Here is a 23,963-nt window from a genome sequence, read left to right on the forward strand (position 1 = left end):
GCTTCATTTTGTGAAGCCTCCCCTTTGGAGACCACCGGAATGCAACACACGTAACCCTCGCTCCGTAGACAAAAATTAAAGCCGGAAATAGAAATATTCCCGGCCTTTTTTATGCCTAATTATTTAAACATCATTAACTTTAAGCAAAGTTTATTCAGTTTTTTACCCGCCTCAACTTTAAAATTTCACCAGATAATTTTTACCGGGTTGGGTGCTCAATACTTTGGTTTTACCCATATAGCTGATTTTACAATTACCACCTTTACGCGAAAGTATGCTGGCGTTTGTTAATTTTCCGTTTTTCCAACTCATATCTATTACAAAATTCCCTCTCGCTACCAAACCTTTAACGGCACCTGATTTCCACTCTACAGGTAAGGCTGGCAATAGTTCAATGTAGCCCTGATGACTTTGCAGCAGCATTTCGGCTATGCCTGCCCCACCACCAAAGTTTCCATCAATCTGGAAAGGTGGATGGGCACCAAACAAATTAGCATAAATACCGCCACCCCCATATTTGATGGCTGCATCCTTACCTACAAAGCGCATTAATTTTTTCACTGCATCGTAAGCCCGTTCGGCATTTTGCATCCTTGCCCATAGGTTTATCCGCCAGGTGATGGCCCAGCCTGTACCTTCGTTGGTGCGTAATTCGAGCGATTTACGTACAGCATCGGCCAGTTTTGGTGTTTCGGTTGTGGTGATGCTGTAACCCGGATAAGCCGAAAACAGGTGCGATAAATGTCTGTGGTGTGGTTCACGATCCTCCCAATCATGATACCATTCCTGCAAATTTCCTTTTTTACCAATCTGATAAGGATAAAGTTTAGCCATGGCCTGCTTCACTTTGGTTTGCAGGGCTTCATCTACTTTTAATAGCACAGCCGTTTTCAGGTAATCGGCAAATAACTCCCTGATCATGGCCATATCGGCAGTACTACCGTACAAAGTCTGGCCTGCGTAACCTTTATCGGTGATGTAAACATTCTCTGGCGAAGTTGAGGGTGCAGTAACCAGATAACCTTTTTTATCGGCGGTTAAAAAATCGAGGCAAAACTGTACGGAGCCCTTGATTAAGGGGTAGGCTTGTTGTTTCAAAAAAATCTGATCTTGCGTAAAAGCATAATGTTCCCATAGATGAGTGCTTAACCAGGTACCTCCCATTGGCCAGTTGGCCCAACAGGGATCGCCCTCACCACTATCGCCCACAGGGTTAGTCATAGCCCACATGCTACTGTTATGGTGACATACCCAGCCCTCGGCATTGTAAAAGTTTTTTGCAGTAATGGCACCTGGCCCGGCCAAACGAATGATAAAATCAAGCAAGGGCTGATGCATTTCGGATAGATTACCTGTTTCTGCGCCCCAGTAGTTCATTTGTGCATTAATATTGGTGGTGTAATTACTGCTCCAGGGCGGTCGTACTGATTCGTTCCAAATGCCTTGTAAATTTGCCGGAAGCCCCCCCATACGTGACGAGCTAATTAACAAATAACGGCTGTATTGGTAAAACAAAGCAATTAAACTATTATCGGTTTTACCAGCAGCAAAACGATTAAGCCGGTCTACAGTGCTTAGTTTTTCGTTTTCAGTATCTCCCAGCTGTAACGATACCCTGTCAAAATAATTCCTGAAATCGACCTGATGTGCAGTTTTTATGCTTTCGTAATTGCGATTAGCAACATTTTTAAGGTAAGCAGCTGCTATCGCATTTTCATCTTTACCTGCTGTTCCGGGGTTCTTATCCACACCATTGTAACTGGTTGCCATAGAAAGGGCTAAAACCACTTCTGTTGCGCCTTTAATAGTTAAAGTACTATCTTTCAAAACCTGTTTACCATTAGTTTTTAACACTTTTAGCATGGAAACAAAGCGCATGGCATTTACTGTATCGTTTACTACTGCGTTAGCTATATTGCCGCGGTAATTGGGCTCAGTATGTACCGGCGCCCAACCTTTAAGTACCAGCATACCTTGTTTAACCAAACTTTTAGCTAACAGCTTACTATCGAAATTGCAGGAGAAATTGAGTTTGTCCTTTCCGGAAGCGGTTAACCTGAAAATGATAAGCTGCTGTGGGTGTGAGGCAAAAGTTTCGCGCGTGTAGGTAGTTTGGTTGGCCTGGTAGCTAACTCTTGACACGGCATTTTGAATATCGAGTTCCCTCTTGTAATTGGAAACCTTGCCGCTATTGGCAAAATTAAAAAACAGGTTACCCAGTGGCATAAAAGCTTCAGAATATGGGCCTTGCATAAAATGCACCAGCGAATCGGCTTTTTTATAATCTTCATTAAATAAAGCATCGCGCACAGGCTGCAGGTATTGGTGGGCATTTGGATTGATTTTGGCGGCATCTATTGGTCCGCCAGACCATAATGTTGCTTCGTTGAGCGAAATCCGCTCCTTCTCAATGCCTCCATATACCATGGCGCCCAAACGACCATTACCGAGTGGTAAAGCTTCTTCAAACTGGGTTGCCGGTTTGGTATACCAGAGTTTAAGCGCATTATTTTGCTGTGCATGTACACTCAGGCACACGCCGATGCAAAGTAAATTCAGTAAAAATCTTATTTTCATTTGGTTAATCTGTTGAATTAAGGCGTAAGTTAAAGAAAAACAAAATTTTAATCTTCAACAGTTTTAGCCAATTGCTAAACTAAATCACGCCTTTAGTTAATTCTTTTTTAAAGGAACTTCGAACTTAATATCCGATTTGATATCGCTTTTAACCATATCTTTCAATTGGATCGCAGGTTTTTCATCGACAAACTGATTTCCTTTAATTTGTACACCTGTACATCCCCAAAAATTTAACGCTGCACGTGCTTTACCAGCCGGCATAAAATCAGATTTTTCTATTTTGTTATTGATAAAAAAGATTCCATTTGTGCTCTTTGCCGATAAAACCGGATAATCGTATTGCTTGAAGGTATTATTTTCAATCCTGATGTTGCGATGGACATAGTAATTTTTAACCCACTCGCTGTTTTCTGGATTAATTTTGATCGCATAATTATCTGACCCACTATTAAAACCACATTCAATAAACTGATTGTTGCGAATGGTTACATCGGTTACCGGACCCGATTCGTACCAGCCCATGGCATCATTTTCGATCAGGATGGCCTGCATACCCGTGCGGTAGTAGACATTGTTTTCGATCAGCACTTTGCGCCTGGTAGTAATTAACGTACCCCGAGAAATGGTACCTTCGAACCTGCAATTGGTAATTTTTACGGCCGGTGTCCAGGTTACATTTTCTAAAGCATCACCTGCTTTCAATTCGGCCGGAAAAGGTTTTTCGAGCTCTACAAGCATTTCGCGTTCGGAGATTAATTTAGCCGTTTTAACTACCCCCTGTGCAAAAATCTGTAATGCAGCGCTGTGCAGGTAAGCTACCGTATCGCCCGGAATAAAAGCATTAAAACCATAAGTCTGGTGGTGCATGAATTTTAACTTTAAAGTATTGGCCGATACTACTTCACTTACTTTTAAATGCGTGCCATGTACATTAACAGGATCATCGTGCATGCCATTATAACGGCAATTATTAAGTGTAATCTGCCCTTTGCAGCCCGAAAAATGCATACCATCAGCAGATGAGGCAATTACGCGGCCACTCCCCGGTTCTGGCGCAATGGCAACATTATCGTAGTGCAGGTTCTCGCAAAATTGCGATACAATGCCTAAACCATGCATCGAAAACATGTTAACGTTTTGCAAACTGATGTTTTTAGAGCGGTTTTGAAATGCCCCTACGTAATCGCGGTAACGATCTCTAACGGTCAGTACATCGCCAGGAAGGGCTTTAAATCTGGAGAAATCGCCGGTAAATTTCACTACACCTGGTGCAATTTGTGCAGCTTTACTTTTGGCAAAAACATCCCAGTTACTGTAAAACAAGGTGCCTGCAGTTGGCCTAACCAGCACTGCATGATGATTTTTAGTGATCCATTTTTCGCCATACCATTCTAAATGGCCATCGATAATAGCAAACCTGCTATCAGGATGTACTTTAGCCGTAACCGAGGTGGGTGTAATTTCCTGCAGGGTCATTTCAGACATACCCGGGCGCTCATAGTTGACTGAAAGATTTTGGATCCGGATATTTTCGCTGCCATCAATTACCCAGGTAATCATTTTACCATGAAATACAAAAACAGATCCGTTGCCTTCAATGGTGAGGTTTTTCAAGTCTTTAAGGTACAGCCCCACCCGTTGTTTTTTAACCGGGAACTCAACTTCAGATGAACTGTTTGAAATGTAATAATTCGTTTCTGTAGCACTATCAGGCCAGAAATCATATCTCCCTTTTGGAAAATTCAGCAGGGTATTGGCTTTTCCTTTTGCTGTTTCAATTGCTTTTTGAACACTTGCAGTAGCATCGGCAAAACTATTGGGCTGAGCACCAAACTGAGTAACATCTATGGTTTGTGCATAGAGCTGATGGCCTATGCACAATAGTAAGAGTGTAATGTATTTTTTCATTGTGTGGTTATAAATATAGCTTTAACCTATTCATAAAATCTATCTTGTGTAGTCTTGTTGCTTAAAAAAGCAGGTGTATTTTATGGTTAGGGCTTCAAATTTATAATTGTTTTGTATTGTGGAACTGCAGTGATAGCCGTAAAACCTGTTCCTTTGGCTTTTATTTCCTGCACCAAATTGGCTGATACTCCAGTAGTTTTATCATCCCAATCTTGTAAATTAAGGCTAACATTACCCTTTTTCCAAAATCTATTGAGGCTAATTTGCCAGGTTTCGCCATTAAATAAATTATCTGTTTTAATTGCTCCCTGTTGAACAAGGTCGCAAGCATTGCCGCGGTAATTTACGTTTAAGATAACATCATTTACATTTTTAGGCAGTGCAGGGTTCAGTGTAATTTCGGCTGTTTTATGGGTAGGGTATTTGATGGCAATTTGTGGTTTGTAAACCGCTGACTGCCATGTATAGGTATCAAAAAGTGTATTGATAGACTTTTTAGCAGCGGTATTAAAGGCTTTAAAGCCTTTAGGGTAAACCATCATGTCGAACACCGGTTTGTTTAATTGTGCTAAGGTAAGCTGGCCTTTTTGCATTAAAACATCCGCCTGGGTAATTAAAAGTGCATCCTGTCCATTCAATTGGGTTCGCCATGCATTTTCGGCTTGTGCAGTGGTAATAAATATTATTTTCACCTGGTTTCCATCTACATCGGTAAAGCTACAATCGTTGCGGCTACCGCCAACTAACTGTAACTGATTGCCGGTTTGGGTAACTTTCCAGCCTGCAATATCTTTACTTTTTAACGTACGGCTATCGATTGCCAGTTGAGGATTTACACCATTTAAGCGTTTAAAAAACAAGCTGATATTTTTACCATTCACCAATTTGGCAAAGGGCTGTGCTGTGGCGTACTTAATTAAAGCAGCACCTGCTTTTAAATTGAAAGGCAAAATGGCTGTAGTTTGTCCTTTAAGTAATAATGTTGGGAAATGAATCGTCTCGTCAGCTAAATTTACCTGCATTGAAACCGTTTTATCGGGCATGGTAATGCGTACCTGCGTGTTACCTAAAAACAGAAAGCCACTATTGCCATTTGCCCGGGCTACATATCTTAAATCGCTGGTATTCTTTTCTTCACGAACGGGATTTGCGGGCTCATAAACCTGCATAGGAGCCAGTTCCTTTCCAAAATCGTTAACAAAAGTATGCAATACTTTAAGTTGTTTGTATGAAGGGCGGAGCAAACCAAATTCATCAATTGGAGCTTGAAAATCATAACTTTCAGGGTAACCGGGTTCTTTTAAACCCGGAGTTTGTGTACCTCCATGAAACATGTAATAACCTACGAGGTTCATTCCACGGCCGATCTGGTTTTGCAAATGTGCAGCTATAACTTCAGGTTCTACAACAAAACGGTTACGGTAAGTCATCTGGCTACCCGCACCTTGCTCGCAAAGTCCTCGCGGAAATTTATTTACATCATAAAAAACTTTGCCCAAAGCATCGGTCATGATCCATTGGTCGTTACCGTACAAAAAGTCTTTTGTAGCTCCTCCGCCTGCCCTTTCCCAGCCTCTGTAAGCATAAGAACCCTGTAACGGGATTACCTCCATTTTGCGATCGTCGAATACGGTATTGGCCGTTACACTCCAGTAAACGGGATTAATCTGTGCTTTTTGGGCCATTTCTTTCAACGTACTGATGTGTGCTGCCTGACCACTGGCATACTCGTTTTCTAACTGAGTACCGATAATTGGTCCGCCATTGGCAAAAAACAAACCCCTGGTTTGTTGTGCAATCTGATCGAACAAAACAGCCGATGCTTTTAAATATTCAGGGTCGTTACTGCGATGTCCTTTGAGGCGTTGAATCCAATCGGGGAAACCACCGTTTAACTGTTCGCCGTGGCTCCAGGGGCCTATGCGTAACCATACATACATATCGTGTTTCTGACAGACCTGAATGAACTGGCGAAGATTCCTGTTGCCAGTCCAGTTCCATTGCCCTTTCACTCGTTCGTGCTCGTTCCAAAAAACGTAAGTAGCAATAATAGATAAACCAGCGCTTTTCATCTTTAAAATTTCAGTTTCCCAATCCTGTGGCCTTACGCGGTTATAGTGTAACTCACCCATCATCGGAAACCAGGGTTGATCGTTTTTAGTGAAGTACTGACTGTTTACCCCAAGCTTTATACCACCCGGGTTTATCGCGGACATGGCGATATTGCTCCGTTCTGGCAGCGGTTTATTTTTAATATCAATCTGGTAAACCTGCGCCTGCAAAAGCGATACAAAAAATGCGAGCAGGCCTGATAAAAGTATTTTTACCTTAATCATCTTAATTAATTTCAAATGTGTGTGTGTGTGTGTGAAAAAAGAGCCGCTAAAATTTTAGCGACTCTAAACTAAACCAACTAACTAGCATTGTCCAAATCACGCTATAATATTTAGTAATATTCTATCCTTACAGGTGAAGGCATGTCGTTCTCAACGAAATAGAATGTACCATTACTATCTTTATCAATTCTTAAATAAAGTTTAAAATCGCCTGATTGAGGGCTACTTCCCGTAGGCACAGAAGTATAAATTACCTCTACATATCCTGTATAAGTGCGAGATTGTTCGGAATAATTAGCATATAATGTGGTACCATTATAGCTGCTGTTTGTATTTTGCCCACCTCCGGCATATCCGAAATCTAAAGGATATGGAGCCGGATCATTGGGTACAACATAAACATGCAAGGTTGCACCGTTACCTGAATATGTATTTGTAGCTGTGTGAAGTTGTGCCATTGCCCCTAAGCTGGTAAAAAGTAAAAAGGCAATGATAAATTGTATTTTTTTCATTTCTAATAAATCTAAAGGTTTGTAAATGATGTAACATTAATTGTCCAGACTCTGCTTGCACCATTAGCTGCCGTTACCACATATTTAAGTGGTTTGGTTGCATCAGTCGGATCGCCAAGCGTAGCTGTTCCACCAGTTGGTGCAATGCTTGCTGCCGTTGAGATATTCATATAAAACCACAATTTACTCTGCACTACTTTAGCTTTTTCGGCAGCGGTAAACTGCCCATTGGCAGCAGGTACTGATATAGCTACATTAATAATAGCATTTGTTTTATCAACCGTTTGGGTTGCATTCAATTTCTGATAGGCTACAACCGGTTGCCCATTCATCGTTTGCGTACCATTAAAACGGTACTCAACATTTACCAGCGTAATTTCATTAGTATCAAATACCGGGTAATCTGTTAATCCCTTTTTAAGGCAAGAAGAGAACAAAGCCAATGATAGGATCATCATCAGCATGGATATGTGTTTTATTTTTAATTTCATGATTTAATTAATTAAGGTTACCATCCTGGGTTTTGCGGACCGAACTTGGCATTATTATCGATATAACCTTGTGCTATCGGAAACAGATATCTTCTGGAAATGTCGAATTTTCTATTGTTATATTGATTGTTAAACGGCCCGGTTACTATTGAGAAAGATTTGCTGTCTTTTGATAAGTCCATTACCCGTATCGACTCAGTTAACTCACTGATAGACTGACCGGAAGCCAAGCCATTATTTGCATCACCACCAAATCTACCCCAGCGCAGTAAGCTATAATAACGATCGTTTTCTTCAGCAAGTTCCACCCTTCTTTCAGTTTTGTAATCTTTCCATGCAGCGGCGGTTGTACCCGCTGTTGAAGCCGGAAGTTTTCCGTGAAAGGTTCTTGTTTTATTCAGGTTTAACAAAGCATTGGTTAAATCGCCTTTTAATAAATAGGCTTCGGCCAAGTTTAAATATATCCTGCCCAATCGCATGCAAACCCAATGATAATCGGTGTTAACGCTGTTTAAATAACTTGGTGCTACATTGGTATACAAACCTTTGCGCCAATACATATTACTTAAACTGGTTTCGTAGCCCCCACCATTAATGGTACCTAAAAAGCGGCCAGAATTACCTTTTAAACTTGTTCTAAATAATTCGCCATAAAATGTGCTATTGTCGCTAATGATAGAAGCTTTCCACCTGGCGTCGCGGTTTTCGTTGGTAAGTGTCAGCATAGTTTCTGTACTTCCAGGTTTAATGCGACCCATTTTGACTACTACGTCATTGTTTAGCTTAGCGGTTTTATCATCCGGAAAACCTGATTTAACAAAAGGAGCAATTACATCTACCCCTTCATCAACTGCATTAAGATACTGTGAAGTTTGGTTCCATGGCAAAGCTCTTGTAGGATCTGCTTTATCAATAGTTAAATAATCGTCGGTAAAGTTTTGCGTAGGGAAGTTTTCGGGCCAAACTTCAAAAGGAACTGGCTTGTTAAATAATGGTGAGCCACCAAATTGCGTAATCGTTTCAGGCTTAATGTTTGGCAACTGGTGTTGCATTGGTGTATCTGAAAGAGACGTGTTAATAGCCTTCCTGTAAATAGCGAAGATAATCTCATTCGAAGTGCTTTTGGTTTCGTTAAACATACCTTCATAATCTGCTTCAAGGGCATAACCACCACTTATTACCAATTGGGCATTGGTAATGATTTTATCCAGTAATGGATCGCCAGGTGCAACATTCGGAGCTGCAGGATAGTTTTTATAGGCCAGCGCCTGTAAGCACACTTCAGTTAAAAATGCTGCAGCTACGTATTTATTGGTACGTCCGGTAATTTTAGTAGTTGGTAAATCGGCCACTGCATCCTCCAGATCTTTAATAATGTAGTTATAACTTTCGGTTGGGTTTGCAGTACTCGGCAATTTAAGGTCATCATTTTCGGTTAACACCTTATCTATCCAGACTATACGCCCTGTTCTTCTGGCAATGCTATAATAAGACATAGCCCTTAAAAACTTTGCTTCTGCAATCAAAGCTTTTTTATCGGCCTCTGCTATACCAGCCGATTCGGTTACATTTTTAATAATTACATTGCAACGGCGTATGTCTGCCCAGTTATTAAAACCATAATCACTCCTGTTGGTTAAGGTTTCTGTAAAAACAGGTAAAGCATCGCTTGCATTGCCATAAGCACCAATGATATTGGCGGTATAAATATCCTGTGCACCTTTTGTACCACCATTGTAGGCATTCATGATGCCATAAGTACCGTAAATAAAAGTTTCGGCATTCGCCTTACTGCTCCATACCACATCCGGACTGATTAAACTCAAAGGCTCCGCATCCAAAACTTTTTTACATGAGCCTAATACCAGCAAACCAGTAAAAACTCCAAGTATTGTTATAATTTTTTTCATGATTTTAATAATTTAATTAGAAACCTACGCTTAAGCCCAATGCAAAGGTGCGCTGGATAGGATAACTGTAATTGTTGGTATCTGACTCCGGGTCAATAAAATATTTCTGGCTCTTGGCTGATGTTAACAAATTCGTACCCGAGGCAAATAAACGCAGGCTTTGAAAGGGCGATTTTTTCAATAAACCTTGTTTAAAATCATAACCCAATTGCACATATTTCAGACGTACATATTTTGATTTAACTAACCAGAAATCACTTCCCCTGGAGCTATTACTTCCATTAACGGCATCATTGCTTACTGCTCTTGGAAAAATAGCATCAGTATTGTCTGGTCGCCAGTAATCAGTTTGAAAATCATAAACGAGAAGATTCTGTCCGCTTGTTCCTTGAATCACATCGCCAATATACCGGTCTCTATTTCCGGATCCCTGAACAACAGCGCTAAAAGAAAAACCTTTATAACCTAAGTCCAAGGTAACACCGTAATTGGTTCTTGGAGTAGTGTTACTACCTATCCTTCTAAAATCATCTCCATTTAACTGCCCATCACCGTTTAAATCCAGATACTTTAAATCTCCTGCACCTACATTGATGGAAGTAATACGACGGGCACCAGTTAACAATTGACTGTTATCAGTATAAAATCCATCATTTAAATAACCAGTTTGTAAAAAGCTACCTGTAGTATTGGTTATTCGTGTATACGGATTTTTTAAGGTGGCATCATCGTCAGCTGCCGAGCGTTCTGTTAACGAATTAAATCTGGTAAAATTGAAACCTATTTTATAGGTCAAACTGCCAATATTACTTGCCCAGTTAATATTAAAATCAAAGCCTTCTGTGCGGGTAGCGCCTTCGGTAAAATTAATTTGTGGTAAACCAATACCTAATGTTTGAGCAAAACGTGGATCACTGGTTACAAATCCGGTTCTGCGCGTATAAAAATAATCGAAAGTCGCATTTAACCTATTGTTAAGCGTTCCGAATTCTAAGGCTAAATCTCTGTTGCCAATGGTTTGCCATGAATAAATACTACTAGGTAAACTACCTGGTTCTGAGGTGCCCTGAACCACATTTCCATTAATAACATAAGCCTGCGAATTAATACCGTAAGCAGGTACGTATCCAAATGCGCCAACTCCTGTTTTATCACCTAGTACGCCGTAAGAACCTCTTAATTTTAAAAAGTCTAATATGTGTTTTTCTTTGAGCGATTTCATAAATGGCTCATCTGAAATGATATAATTTCCGGAAATAGCATAAAACGTACCCCATTGTTTTCCAGGTACAAAAAGGTAGTCACCGTCTCTTCTAACAGATCCTTCTATTGAATATCTTGATTTGTAGGTGTAGGTTAGCCTTCCCAATAATGCGGCCCTTGCAGCCTCGCTTTCACCTCCGCCTACAGTTTGGTTTAATGCCGGGCCAGCAACTAATTGGTCAAAAATAATCTGATAACCAACCCTGCTTCCATTAACAGACGATGCCTCATCGCGCTGGCGCTCAGCCACCCCTGTAAAATCAATGCTATGATCTCCAAAGGTTTTGTTGTATAGTATATACCCTTGAAGCGTTAATGTACTGCCTTGTCCTTGTGATACACTCAAACTCGGTGGATTGCCATATATTGGTGTTGTACTGTTGAGGTTATAAGCCGGTGCCAGGTAATTCCAGTTTTTGCCTACATTATTATAGGTTGTATAGGTTCCATTGAACTTAAACTTTAAACCATCTAAAAAATGAGCTGCATATTCTAAGCCCAAATTGGTATTTAAAATCTTAGCAAAACCTTTGTTGTAACCTGATTTTGGATCCAACTCTCTTACCGGGTTATCAGATTGTGTAGTGGGCAAACCAAACTCGTTAACAGCCAATTGCTCTGGTGTTCTGTTTTGAATATGACTGTATATGGCACCAAAACCAGCACCAGGAGTAACATTACTTTCTATGAAACCATCTAAGCCTGCCATTACCTTTAAGTTGATGTTTTCGAATTCACTGGTCGTATTTAGACGGTAAGTAGTACGCTTATTGTAATTATTATCCGTTTTTAGGATGCTTTTCTGATCGTAATAGGAAAGACCTGCGTAGTACATTAGCTTTTTGGTGCCAGAGGTTACCGATAAATCGTGCCTCATTTCAGGGGCAAAATTCTTCATTGTTAAAGCTTGCCAATCTGTATTGGGAAAGTTGAAGGGGTCGGAACCGGTACGTAGTTTCTCCAATTCGGCATCTGTTCTAAAAGGAGTTCGGCCCTCGGCAGCATACAATTTATTTCTGGCTACTGCCTGGTCGTAAGAGTTCAGTTTTTCGGGAAATAGCGTAGGTTGAGAAAATATTTGATTATACGAATAACTAATACTTGCTTTTCCTTCCTTACCTCTTTTGGTAGTTACCAATACCACACCATTTGCTCCCTGATTACCATATAAGGCCGTAGCACCGGCATCTTTCAATATCGAATAACTTTCGATATCGTTTGGATTTAAATTGGAAAAATCGTTAGCAGATCGAACTACATTATCGATTACGTAAATAGGACTTTGGCCACGAATTAAAATACCGCTTTTGCTACCAGGCGCCCCATTGTTTGCGGTAACGATAATACCTGATAACCTACCGGCAACCGCATCATTGATTGACTGTACCGGTAACGGAGCTACATTGGCCATATCCAGGGTACTTATTGCACTTGTAGTTTTGCGCTTCGTGGTTGTACCATAAGCCTGTACCACTACTTCATCCAGATTATTGTCTAAAGCTTTTAAGACTACGGTTAATGCGCTTGTAGCCCTTCTTTCTACGGTTTCGTAACCGATAAGCGAAAAAACCAGGGTAGCATTATCGGGTACTGACAGGCTGAATTTACCATCCCCATCAGTAGAAGTACCGATTCCCTTAATGCCTTTTACAGCGACTGAAACGCCGGGTAGCCCAACACCTGTACTGTCTTTAACCATACCTTTTACAATTATATCCTGATTGGCCATTTCATCTTTCAAAATGGTAATGAGGTTATTCTGCTGTACAGAAAAGCTGAGTGCTGTACCAGAGAGTAAGGTGCGCATAACTTCTTCCAGTGAGGCCTGGTTGGTTTTGATGCTAACTACCTTATTAAAAGGACCTTCGGTTGGGCTATACACAAACCGATAGCCACTTTGTTTTTCAATAGTTTGCAAAGCTTTCTCGAGCCTGATGTTTTTAAGATCGAGTGTAAGTTTTTCTTGCGAGAAAACCTTTGCAGAAACATTTAGGCAGGTAATAAAGACTAATAGGAATGCAATCTTCATTTGAATGATGACTTTAGAAAGGAGCCTGAGCCATGGCGAGGCTTGACTAATGTAAATTTTAATCATATTTTTGTTTTTTGATTGGTTTATTTGGGGCTACGCATGTCCAGTGAGGAACCCCAGATTAGAAAAAAGATCAAAAAATTATCGGGGGAATGTGTTCGAGCACTTCCCCTTTTTCTTTTCGATACAGGTTTATTTTGGTTAGTTTGTTTATTTGGTTATGGTGATGTGTTCTCCTTTCTTTTTAAAATTAAAATGTTTTACGCGTTGCAGGTTATCCAGAATTGTTAAGATATCTTCGTTTTCAAAGTGCCCTGTATAAGTATAGCCAGCCAGCTCTTTATCTTTAAACTCAATAGTTACATTAAACCAACGCTCCAATCGTGTTTTAATATCTTCAAAATTGTCGTTCGCAAAAATGAGATTGTTATTCGTCCATGCCGATTCTACTACTTCTTTATCAATCAGGGTAAGGTTATTGACTTCAATTTTAGGCAAGCGCTCTGCCTCATCTGTCACAGAAAGGCCTGGATCTGTCTGAGCATGTAACAGGTGATAGGTAATTTTCTGCCCGGCTTTAAGAATTACAATATTTTTGTTTAAGCCGGTATTATCTTCGAGCTTAATGGTACCCCGCACCAGTGTAGCTTCCGATTCATGTTCGTTAGCATAACTTTTCACATTAAAAGCAGTTCCTAAAACGCTGATTTTAAAATCTTTGGTCCGCACAAAAAAAGGCCTGGCGGCATCGTGCTTTACATCAAAATAAGCTTCGCCTGTTAACCGTACATTTCTATCACTTTGGTTGAAATGATCTCCAAGTTCAATTTTACTATCAGCATTCAGGTATACCAAAGTACCATCGGGCAGCGTAATTTTCTTTTTCTCTCCTCTTTTGGCTACAAAATTTCCGGCATAATGAATGGTCTTATTTGGTCGCTCATAAACCAGGTACATTAGCCCGGCCAATAGCAGAATGAATACCGAAGCAGCAATAGCGTAATGTAAAGCCCTGAATCTTTTAACTTTGATTACCGGGTTTAGCTGTGCTGCAAGGTAATCTACCTGCTGGTTAAGCGGCTTTAAATTACCGCTTAAAAGCTGGTACATTTTTTTTGCAGCGTATATTGTATTATGTTTTTCGGGGTGTTTATTAATCCATTCCTCCCAGAAAATCACACATTTTTGGTTGCTACCTTCGCAATATTGCTTAAAGGTATCATCCATTAAAAAATCTTCAGGGTATCTATATTCGTCAATCATGGAACGGCTTTTTAATACCAGTGCACAGTAATTGAAATTTTTACCAAGTATTTTTTAACTTTTTTTAATTTATTTTAGAAACCTGCTCTGGCGGGCATAAAAAGGCTAAAATTTAAGCTGGGTACGCAAAAATTTTAACGCACTATAAATGGTGTTATAGGCTGTTCTAACGGTTAATTGTGTTCTTTTTGCCACGTCTTCATAACTCAATCCATCGTAAAAACGCAATTGGATTAATTTTCGCTGCTGTGGAGTTAGTTTTTCGAGGGCGGCAAGTAAACTGTTTTTAACCAGCTCATCGGATTGGATTTTTACAATCAACTCTTCATAAGGCATTTCCAGCAGCGCCTCATCTTCGGTTACAATTACTGAGATTGCCTTATTTAAGCGCTGCTCCTGTGCGATTCGTTTTAAAATTTTTCGCTTTAAAATGGTACGAAGGTATGATTCCACCTGTTCTACCCTCGGCAGTTTATCGTGTTTCTCCCAAAGTTCGAGAAATACCTGATTTAATGTATCGGTAACCATTTCGGAGTCGGCATGAACCCTTAAACCGAATCCGGCTAAACTCCTGTAAAGCCCTTTGTACAGGTTTAGAAAGGCATCTTTCTCGCCCATACACATCGCCTCCCACCATAAGGTATGCAGGGTACTCTTACCGTCAGGAAAATTAAATTTATCCATGGTAAAATTTCCTACAGTTTATTCCTTTTACGGGATACAATGCTCCTGTTTTAAAAAGTTTTTGCAAAAATATAGTCATTCGCTGTTTAACCAGCACGCCATTTCAGGGATGTTACGTTGTGCTGAGTTTTTTGGTTTGTTGTAAGCTTGGCTGGCTCCAAGGTACAGTTTAATCTTTAAATAACATTTTTTAATCGACAGTGCTTATTTACTATTATCAATAGTTTTTTATACCTGCACTTCAGATTTTGTTTAGCAAAACTAAAAAAACTTTCACCAACTATAAACATAACAACTTATTTCCAATGCCATAAAACAAAAAATGTTGGATTCAGACCAAACTGAATCCAACATGTTGAAGACCAAACAATGGTTGTTTTTTTAAGAAATTAAAAATGCGTCTGTTAATCCTGCTCTATAAAATTAAGTTCCCTATCATGCGTTTCGGGTATGGTAAGCACGCTGTAAATACCAATACCAAAACAAATTAGGCCCACTACCGCAGCAGCATGAAGCGGTAAAATATCGGGTTTTAAAGCCCCATATAAAGTAGTCATTAATACCACTGTTCCTCTAACCATGTTGGGAATGGTTGTTGCTGCAGTAGCCCTTAAATTTGTGCCAAACTGCTCGGCGCCGATGGTAACAAACATGGCCCAATAACCAATGCCAAAGCCCAGCCAAAGACACATAAGATATATACCTGTGGGATTGGCCACACCGCCGTACAGGTAAATAACAGTTCCTAATAGCGTAAAAAGCATGAGCAGAATTACCGCTTTTTTTCTGGAGCAAAACAGGTAGCTTAATACACCGCTCAGCAAATCGCCGGTGGCCAGACCAATGTAACACCACATTACAGAAAGGCCTGGTTTTACCACTTCGGTTATGCCCAAAGCCCTTGCAAATTCGTTGCTGAAAGTAGCCAGTATACCGATTACATACCAGGTTGGCAATCCGATACCGATGCATCTGGCGTAAAGTTTTAAGCGCCGGCTATTGGTAAAGAAAGAGCTGAAACTCCCTTTGCGCACCTGCTCGCGCTCGGCAATCTGCGTGTACATACCCGATTCGAACACGCCAATTCTTAACAAAAGCAGCAATATGCCTAAACCACCACCTGTAAAGTAAGCATAACGCCAGCTAAAGAGCTCGACGGTAAAATAAGCAGCCACAGCCCCCAACAAACCTACACCTGCAACTACCGAGGCCCCAATGCCACGGAGTTTTTTGGGCAAACTTTCAGAAACCAATGTAATTCCGGCGCCCAGTTCGCCTGCCAGGCCTATACCGGCCACAAAACGCAAAACTTTGTAAATGGTAATATCCTGAACAAATCCACAAGCAAAATTGGCAATAGAATAAGTTACAATGGAACCAAAGAGCACAGATAAACGCCCTTTTTTATCGCCCAAAATACCCCAGAGTATACCGCCTATCAGTAAACCACTCATTTGCCAGTTCAAAATGCTGGCTCCTTCTACAGATTGTGCTGTTTCATCAAGCCCCAGTTCAATCAGGCTTGGAATGCGGACAATACCGAACAGCAGCAAATCATATATATCTACAAAATAACCTAATGCAGCAACGATTACTACCGTGCTGAATAAATGCTGCCACACACTTTTACCATCAATCTTTTCCATAATTTACTGATAGTTAAAAGTAACCGTGGCCGTGCAATCATTATCGGCTACCGCCCTAACCCAGTGCGCACTAAAACCAGCAGGAAATTCGTATTCAACTGGTTTTCCTGGCGTAAGCGTAAAGGTTTTGTACTGGTGAAAACCGGTGAGATCGAAATCTACTTCGAGGGTAATTTTTACTGTTTTATTGGCTGTTAAGCTAACCTTTTTGCGATCGTAACCTGTCATCAGGTAAGGAAGCGAAATCTCGCCTTTCTTAATGCTACTGTTTTTCCAAACACTCCCTACACCAACTACTTTTCCCATCTTCCACATATCGTCTACACCACCGTACCATAAACCATTTGCTTCATTTCCAAAATATTGCCCATCGGGTTTTGCATCTTTCTTTGTTCCACTGAATACCAATAATCCCCGCCAGGTGCAGAAATCGACTATTTTTTTGTTATGTGTAGTTACCGGGCGCAAAGCGATAAATCCACTCTCGCGGCCAACCTCGTAAAAAGTACCCGTGATATTTAGCATAAAGCGCTCAGATTCTATTTCCCTTTTATCGCGATAGGCAAAAGTTTCGTAAGCTGCCGAACCTTTAGGCAAACGGAAAGTACCTGTTGCATCTTTAACAATTACCGAAGCATCATCAACTGAATATCCTTTTGTTAACTTCCCTAAACGCAAAACCTGTGCACTGCTATCGGCGGTATTGCTAACTGTGGTTAGCTTCTCATCTATTTCGGTATACTTATTTTGGGGAACTTGCAGCACCTGCAGGTTTTTGTTAAAATTTGCAGGCCGGATAAGGTTTGCATTAACCTCGCTGTTATCGGTAATATCTGCCAGCGACTTAAACAATGCAGGATTTGAGCTATGCGGCTTTCCGCTAAAGTGCATAAAAGCAGTTGCAATACAATCTTTATCGGTTTTAAACCTGATCCAGGTCGCTTTCATATCGGCAGATAGCAGATAATACTGGTACTTATTGGCTTCCAGATTGATTTTTTTGTAATCTTTCCAGTTATTGTTTCCTTTTTCGTCTATTTGCAGGGTTACCGTGGTTTGCTTATCTGCTAGCAGATGCAGCAACCTGTTATCGAAACCATTAATCAAATAAGGATCTGAAGGAATGTTTGCCTTAACCGCATCTTTTTCCCAGGGGCCACCCCAACCTGTGGGGCTACCCCATGTTTTTAAATCACTCCACTGGCCAAACCACAAGTTGGATTGCGCCCTTCCGGCCAAAGGGTTTTCCAGCACCGTGGTTTCATCAGTGGCAATTACAATCTGGTTGTTCCAGTTGCAAAAATCGGGGATATAGCGCAAATGGGTATTAAGCGGAGCAATACCTCCACTGTTAGCACGCGAAAAGGTTTTGGGGAAATCGTACATCATGGCGTGCATATCCATCAGCATTTTACCATTGCCCACTTCACGTATGCGCGGCCATTCGGTATACCAGCCTCCGCGGTGGTCGTAGGTATGCGCCGCCTTAGGCAAGCGGTAAGTGTACCATTGCCCATTATCAAGCAATTTGAGTATTACCGAACGTTTATCCCAGCCAATACTCCACAGCGGGGTTTTATTATCCGGACTGCCATAAATACCACCCGGACCAGTTACATCAGTAAACTGCCTGCGTTCAACAATCTCCCATTTTTTACCATCCCAGCTGGCCAGCACGCCTTTTTCTTCATTGTTTTGTGGCAGGTTTCCGGCCTGCAGCATGTCTTTGGTAATTTTAAAAACAGCTTCCTCGCCATTGTTGGCTACCACCAGTTTGCCCTGGGCAGTATAGGCTCCTTTACCATGCCAGCCGGGAACAGGCTTGTGAAAGAGTTTATTCACCGCCAGGGTATGTACATTTACTTCATACAACATGCCCTCCATATCATAAAAATAGACCATATTTTCAGGATCAGTGAGGTGTCTTGCGGTTGCAGTCATCCGGCCAGGCATTACACTGAATGGGATTGTCCTCACCTTTCCTTTGTCATCAATAAAATAACTGCTGGTAATGAGCTGGTTAGATTCGCGGTGAATCATGCGGTTAGCGGGCGTTCCACCAATGCTTTCGGGATGGATGGTTACATTTAAATCTTTATCCAAACTGTAAAGTTTATCGGCACTGCCATGGGGCTCGTGTGGCGAATAGGTAACCATCCAAAGCTGTCCTGCCCAGGGCGTTATGGCACCAATACCATTTTCAAAGCCCTGCCCGCCTTTCTTTTTCTGTTCCTCGGTTTTTGGCCAGCCCTCGTTAAAAGTGGCCAAATGTGGATACACCCCACTTACTTGTAATGGTTTTGTTTGGGCGCTGACTAAAAATGGTGTGGCAAGTGCCAATGCGACACCCCAAAAGATACTTGTTTTTATGTTTTTCATCTTTTTTAAAATGCTTAATAATTAGGGTTTTGGGTAAGGTTTGGATTTAATCTTACCTCCTGCTGTGGTATTGGCCACAGGTATTGTTTTGTGGCATCGAACTTTCTTACAAACTGTATTTTAACATCAGTTCCGAAGCCTGAATAATCGGCAATACCGTCTGCATCAATTGGTGTTATACCCGGAAAAGGCCACTTTGCCCTGTTTTGGTTTGCAGGATCTGGCAAGGCAATAATGGGTTTGTTCAATGCTTTTTCGGCCAGTTTCCACCTCATCAGATCCATATAACGTAATCCTTCGAAAGCAAATTCGACCCTTCGTTCACGTCTCAGGATTTTTTTGAGTTGAACAGGATCGAGCGTTGTTACAGCCGGATAAGCGCCCGTATTGGTTACAGCCACTCCATACCCCCTGGCCCTTACACGGTTTATTGCATCGAGCACAGTGGCATCAATCTGACCGAGTTCTATTTTGGCTTCGGCATAAGTAAGCAACATTTCTGCAAAACGTACAATAATGGCATCGTTATCTTCGATATGGGTATCAGACCAGCTTTGCTCTACTCCTTTTTTAAACAGGAAACCTGTAAAACTGGCAAATGGTGCCACAGCCCTCGAATCGTTGTTGGTAGCTTTTCTGCCCAGTTTTGAGCTCCAAACCTGCAAAGAATCGGGATGAGGATTATAATTGTAGCCCAGCCAGTAAGTATTGAAAGGCACTACAGTTGCTGCAAGCCTCGGATCGCGGTTAGCGAAAGGATTAAGCGGATTATAAAGTGGCGATTCGTTAATTGGTTTTCCATCTGTACACTCATAAGCATCTACCAGTTCGCGGGTTGGCATGGTTGCACCAAAACCTCCGGCATTTCTCGATAAAATATCATCTGGTGTTGCCGAAACTTTTTGCGTCTGATCTCTGGGAATACTGAGAATAATTTCTGTACTCAGCTCCCCGCTTCTTTGGAAAAGTGCGCTATATGAAGTATTTAAAGTGTAAGCGCCTGCGCCGGTCAGGTTTATCACATTCGAGGCCGCATCACGCGCAGTTTCCCAATCGCCCATATAAAGTGCAGTTCTGGCTTTAAGCGCCCATGCCGCTCCTTTGGTAAGCCTTTTTACACTCGAAGAGGCATAGCTCTGTGGCAGGTTTTGTGCCGCAAAATCAAATTCTGTTTTTAAAAAATTATAGATTTCTGCCTTAGTGTTCTTTTTTACCTGATACGATTCTTCGAGCGTAAGGGTTTTGAGGTTAAGCGGCACATCGCCAAAATGGGTGATGAGTTTACTGTACTGATAGGCCCTGATGAGTCGCATTTCGGCCTCCAATGTAGTTATAACCGCTGCTGGCGTGTTGGCTGCTGCACGGTCTTTATTTTCGAGAAAAGCATTAACCCTTGCAATAGCCTTGTAAGAATTGGTCCAGAAGGTAAGCGAAAAAGCATCTGATGACGATTGTGTACCCGCAATAACGGGATTTGAGCCGGCTCCGCCGCGATAGTAACAATTATCAGAGAAAAATTCTTCCCAGGCGCCTGTATTTTCTTTAATGGGTGTCCAGAAATCTAAGCGATACAGGTCGTTTACTGCCAGTTCGAGCTCTACCTGGTTAGCATAAAAGCTTCCTGTTGAAGGTGAACTTAAAGGATTTAGATCGAGTTTTTTACATGCACACATGCAAATGCTCAAAATTGATATGATAAAGAGGTTCTTTTTCATTTTAAATAAGGTTTATATCCCTGTGTATTAAAATTTTACATTTACACCACCCAAAAAGGTGGTTACAATTGGATAAGACGCATTTCCCGACTCGGGATCGGCATATTTGGGAAATTTGCTGCTGGTGAAGAAATCATTCACCGCCACATAAAACCGGATAGATTGTAAACCAACTTTTTTCAGCAAGGGCTTATCGGCTATGGTGTAGCCCAAAGTTGTATTCTTGATCCGAAAATATGCCCCATTGAACAACCAAAAATCAGACAATGCATAATTATTTCCGGAAACGGTATTGGTTAAACGTGGATACTGAGCGGCCAGATTTTGCTCAGGCGTGTTGTTTTTGCTATAGAATTTGCCATCAATCAGCTCAGGGAAATTGCCAAACTGTTCCTGAAAGGGTCTAACCACTTCACTGTTTAACCTGCTCAGGCGTTTAGCTACCCCTTGAAAACTGATACCAAAATCGAATCCTTTATAAGCCAGATTGATGTTACCGCCATACTGATATCTTGGCAACGATCCACCAAGCAAAACCCTGTCGTTAGCATTAATAATCCCGTTGTTATCGATATCAACATAACCTAAATCGCCCGCTGTAACTGCATTACTGGTTCGTGGTGCAGCATTTGCGCTGGCAGCAGTTTGGTAAATGCCTGTTGACAGATAACCGTACCATTCGTTAAACTGGCTTCCCTCAAAAATAGACTGATCGCCAAGTATTTGTGTTCCCCCCATATTTACAACATTCGATTTGGCATCTGAAAGGTTGAAACCTGCGCTGTAACTCAATCCGCCAATTTTATCCTTCCAGTTTATAGCCATTTCCCAACCTCTAACATCGAGGACTCCAGCATTCTGGGTAGGCCTGTCAAATCCCAGGTTAATCGGAATATCCAGGCCCAGGAGGATATCAGTGGTTCTTTTTCGGTAATAATCGGCAGTCAGGCTCAATCTGTTATTCAAAAAAGCAGCATCAATACCAATGTCGGTTGATTTTGTGGTCTCCCACGAAATGTCCCGAACGGCATAAACAGTTTGTGCACCGCCGTTTAATGGAATTACACTTCCATTTTGGTAAAATAAGGCAGTGCTCAGGTCGATACTGGCCTGATAAGGATAGTTTCCGATCCGTTCATTTCCAACTTCACCATAAGAACCCCTCAGCTTCAGGAAACTGATCCATTTAATATTTTTCATAAATTCTTCTTCGCTCAGGCTCCATCCTGCAGAAAAGGAAGGGAAATAAGCATCGCGGTATGCGGGGGCAAACCGCGAAGACTGATCGTAGCGTAAATTTGCCTGTAAAAAGTACTTGCTTTTGTAATCGTAGGTTAAACGGCCAAAGAACGAACGGAGATTCGCTTCTGATGCATCGCCCGAGTTATCTCTCAACAATTGTGAGCCTGCATCCAGGTACGGAAAATCAGTAAGCACAAAACCACTTCTCGATGCGCCAAGCGACTCCTGGTTACTGTATACGCCCTCGTAGCCCAGCAAAGCGCTAAAATTGTGATTATTAATTGTTTTGTTGTAATTGGCCAGAAACTGACTGGTTAACTGGTAAATCTCGTTCCGGCTCTCACTTAAAACCGTTAAGGCAGTGTTCGACAAAGTTGTTGGCGATCCGTCGGCAAGTGTGTAGGTAATCTTTTTAGAAAAGGCTTTTGTTTTATTAAAATCAAAGGTTGGCGCCAGAATACCAGTAAGTGTTAAACCCGCTACCGGTTTAAAATTTAATGCCAAACGGCCCTGCAATTGGTTGGAACGGCCTGTAGTAGTACCTCCTTCATTTAATTGTGCAAGCGGATTTCTACCATCTTTCGCAATAGCATATTTACCATTGGTATAACGGTCGGCATAAATTGGTGGCATTACCCTTGCCTCGTAAATTGGTATCTGGCCACTAAAAGGATTGGCTACAGGAGCAATATTGTTCAGCCTTCTCAATCCTAAATCGACTGTTGCATTTAATTGCGCTGAAATTTTGATATCATTATTAATCCTGAACTGATAGCGTTCGTAATTGTAGTTATCGTAAAATGCACCTACATTCTGGTAACCTAACGAAGCTTTGGTTTTCAGCGTTTCGTTACCTGCGGTAAATACCAGGTCGTGTTGCTCTCTGGGAGCATATTTATTGGTCATAATCAGTTTTTGCCAATCGGTATTGGCAAATGGAAATTTATCGGGAGTTGCAGCCCTGTTGGCTTCAAAATTCACAATATAATCGTTGGCATAGGGGCCGGTTGCTGCCCCATCGTTCGTAGCCTGTTCGTTAAAATATTTCATGTAGGTTGGCGCATCTACGTATGCCGGCAATGCAGTAGGTTTTTGCAAGGCATACTCAAAATTGTACTCGAGATTAGAAGCGCCGGTTTTACCCCGTTTGGTAGTAATTAAAATTACCCCTGCGGCACCACGTGATCCATATATGGCAGCCGATGCTGCATCTTTGAGCACATTGAGCGATTCAATATCGTTCGGGTTCACTAAATCCATGCTACTTACAGGAATACCATCAACCACAACAAGTGCGTCGTTATTATTCAATGTAGTAATACCCCGAACCCTAACTGTGGCACCAGAGCCCGGTGCCGAGCTGCTCCGGGTAACCGATACCCCTGCTACCGCACCCTGCAAAGCTTCAGAAACCTGCAAGGTTTGCCTGCCCGACAGTTCTTCTCCACTAATTGTTGCAATGGCTCCGGTTAAATCTTTTTTCTTTTGGGTACCATATCCTACCACTACAACATCATTCAAATTGTTCTGTTCGGGTAGCAGAGCAACCTCCATGGGCTTGCCCGTAAGGGTAATGGTTTGCAGCTGATAGCCTACATAGCCGAAAGTAAGGCTTTTTACGTCATCGGGGATGCTAAGGCTAAACCTGCCCTGGTTATCGGTAACAGTACCGGTTTTTGTACCAGGCACACTCACGGTTACACCAATCAGGCTCTCCTTTGTTTTCGCATCGGTAACTCGTCCCGAAACGGTCTTTGTTTGTGCATGCGCCGCATAGTAAATGCAGGTTAGCATGAACAATAGCAATAGGTTCTTTTTCATTTAAAATTTGGTTAGTTGTAAAATAGTTTGCTGGTTTTGCCTGCCGATGGCAGCAGCAGACAACTGTAAATTTATGGGCACATTTAGCCAAAAATCTACTTAAAGGCTGACCAAAGCTGAGCCATTATTTAATACAAGACAAAACACTGGAATACAACTAATTAAATGACAAAAAGAACTA

Annotated in this window: 13 protein-coding genes; all 13 read right to left on the reverse strand. The window is 41.5% G+C overall.

What is annotated here, in order from left to right; all coding sequences use genetic code 11:
- Nucleotides 1-177 precede the first annotated feature (177 nt).
- Nucleotides 178-2,577 (reverse strand): glycoside hydrolase family 95 protein, encoded by a 2,400-nt coding sequence (locus OC25_RS07740; RefSeq protein WP_039473772.1) that lies wholly within the window; start codon nucleotides 2,575-2,577, stop codon nucleotides 178-180.
- A gap of 96 nt (nucleotides 2,578-2,673) precedes the next feature.
- The gene (locus tag OC25_RS07745; protein WP_039473774.1) at nucleotides 2,674-4,488 is read right to left on the reverse strand and encodes a right-handed parallel beta-helix repeat-containing protein; all 1,815 of its coding nucleotides are present in this window, start codon (nucleotides 4,486-4,488) and stop codon (nucleotides 2,674-2,676) included.
- A gap of 86 nt (nucleotides 4,489-4,574) precedes the next feature.
- Entirely contained in the window at nucleotides 4,575-6,824 is a 2,250-nt protein-coding gene (locus OC25_RS07750; protein WP_039473777.1) for a beta-galactosidase, read from the reverse strand.
- 110 nt (nucleotides 6,825-6,934) lie between these two features.
- Nucleotides 6,935-7,336, reverse strand: a complete 402-nt coding sequence (locus OC25_RS07755) for a hypothetical protein (RefSeq protein WP_039473779.1) — start codon at nucleotides 7,334-7,336, stop codon at nucleotides 6,935-6,937.
- An 11-nt stretch (nucleotides 7,337-7,347) separates the two neighbouring features.
- Nucleotides 7,348-7,827: a DUF5018-related domain-containing protein gene (locus OC25_RS07760; RefSeq protein ID WP_052266042.1), complete on the reverse strand. Its 480-nt coding sequence runs from the start codon at nucleotides 7,825-7,827 to the stop codon at nucleotides 7,348-7,350.
- 17 nt (nucleotides 7,828-7,844) lie between these two features.
- Nucleotides 7,845-9,737 (reverse strand): RagB/SusD family nutrient uptake outer membrane protein, encoded by a 1,893-nt coding sequence (locus OC25_RS07765; protein WP_052266043.1) that lies wholly within the window; start codon nucleotides 9,735-9,737, stop codon nucleotides 7,845-7,847.
- A 16-nt stretch (nucleotides 9,738-9,753) separates the two neighbouring features.
- Nucleotides 9,754-13,095 (reverse strand): SusC/RagA family TonB-linked outer membrane protein, encoded by a 3,342-nt coding sequence (locus OC25_RS07770; protein WP_039473782.1) that lies wholly within the window; start codon nucleotides 13,093-13,095, stop codon nucleotides 9,754-9,756.
- A gap of 147 nt (nucleotides 13,096-13,242) precedes the next feature.
- On the reverse strand, nucleotides 13,243-14,295 hold the full coding sequence (locus OC25_RS07775) for a FecR family protein (protein ID WP_039473785.1): 1,053 nt from the start codon (nucleotides 14,293-14,295) through the stop codon (nucleotides 13,243-13,245).
- A gap of 105 nt (nucleotides 14,296-14,400) precedes the next feature.
- Nucleotides 14,401-14,979, reverse strand: coding sequence for an RNA polymerase sigma factor (locus tag OC25_RS07780; RefSeq protein WP_039473787.1), 579 nt, complete (start codon nucleotides 14,977-14,979; stop codon nucleotides 14,401-14,403).
- A 404-nt stretch (nucleotides 14,980-15,383) separates the two neighbouring features.
- Nucleotides 15,384-16,625 (reverse strand): MFS transporter, encoded by a 1,242-nt coding sequence (locus OC25_RS07785; RefSeq protein WP_052266045.1) that lies wholly within the window; start codon nucleotides 16,623-16,625, stop codon nucleotides 15,384-15,386.
- Nucleotides 16,626-16,628: 3 nt separating this feature from the next.
- On the reverse strand, nucleotides 16,629-19,004 hold the full coding sequence (locus OC25_RS07790; RefSeq protein WP_052266046.1) for a hypothetical protein: 2,376 nt from the start codon (nucleotides 19,002-19,004) through the stop codon (nucleotides 16,629-16,631).
- Nucleotides 19,005-19,018: 14 nt separating this feature from the next.
- Nucleotides 19,019-20,719, reverse strand: coding sequence for a RagB/SusD family nutrient uptake outer membrane protein (locus OC25_RS07795; protein WP_039473792.1), 1,701 nt, complete (start codon nucleotides 20,717-20,719; stop codon nucleotides 19,019-19,021).
- A gap of 27 nt (nucleotides 20,720-20,746) precedes the next feature.
- Nucleotides 20,747-23,782, reverse strand: coding sequence for a SusC/RagA family TonB-linked outer membrane protein (locus tag OC25_RS07800; protein WP_039473796.1), 3,036 nt, complete (start codon nucleotides 23,780-23,782; stop codon nucleotides 20,747-20,749).
- Nucleotides 23,783-23,963 lie beyond the last annotated feature (181 nt).

The organism is Pedobacter kyungheensis, assembly GCF_000812965.1.
Taxonomy (GTDB): domain Bacteria; phylum Bacteroidota; class Bacteroidia; order Sphingobacteriales; family Sphingobacteriaceae; genus Pedobacter; species Pedobacter kyungheensis.

Coding starts and splice junctions, on each gene's coding strand:
- OC25_RS07785 (WP_052266045.1), bottom strand. CDS start 16,625: ATGGAAAAGATTGATGGTAAAAGTGTGTGGCAGCATTTATTCAGCACG.
- OC25_RS07790 (WP_052266046.1), bottom strand. CDS start 19,004: ATGAAAAACATAAAAACAAGTATCTTTTGGGGTGTCGCATTGGCACTT.
- OC25_RS07780 (WP_039473787.1), bottom strand. CDS start 14,979: ATGGATAAATTTAATTTTCCTGACGGTAAGAGTACCCTGCATACCTTA.
- OC25_RS07765 (WP_052266043.1), bottom strand. CDS start 9,737: ATGAAAAAAATTATAACAATACTTGGAGTTTTTACTGGTTTGCTGGTA.
- OC25_RS07740 (WP_039473772.1), bottom strand. CDS start 2,577: ATGAAAATAAGATTTTTACTGAATTTACTTTGCATCGGCGTGTGCCTG.
- OC25_RS07795 (WP_039473792.1), bottom strand. CDS start 20,719: ATGAAAAAGAACCTCTTTATCATATCAATTTTGAGCATTTGCATGTGT.
- OC25_RS07800 (WP_039473796.1), bottom strand. CDS start 23,782: ATGAAAAAGAACCTATTGCTATTGTTCATGCTAACCTGCATTTACTAT.
- OC25_RS07775 (WP_039473785.1), bottom strand. CDS start 14,295: ATGATTGACGAATATAGATACCCTGAAGATTTTTTAATGGATGATACC.
- OC25_RS07750 (WP_039473777.1), bottom strand. CDS start 6,824: ATGATTAAGGTAAAAATACTTTTATCAGGCCTGCTCGCATTTTTTGTA.
- OC25_RS07755 (WP_039473779.1), bottom strand. CDS start 7,336: ATGAAAAAAATACAATTTATCATTGCCTTTTTACTTTTTACCAGCTTA.
- OC25_RS07745 (WP_039473774.1), bottom strand. CDS start 4,488: ATGAAAAAATACATTACACTCTTACTATTGTGCATAGGCCATCAGCTC.
- OC25_RS07770 (WP_039473782.1), bottom strand. CDS start 13,095: ATGATTAAAATTTACATTAGTCAAGCCTCGCCATGGCTCAGGCTCCTT.
- OC25_RS07760 (WP_052266042.1), bottom strand. CDS start 7,827: ATGAAATTAAAAATAAAACACATATCCATGCTGATGATGATCCTATCA.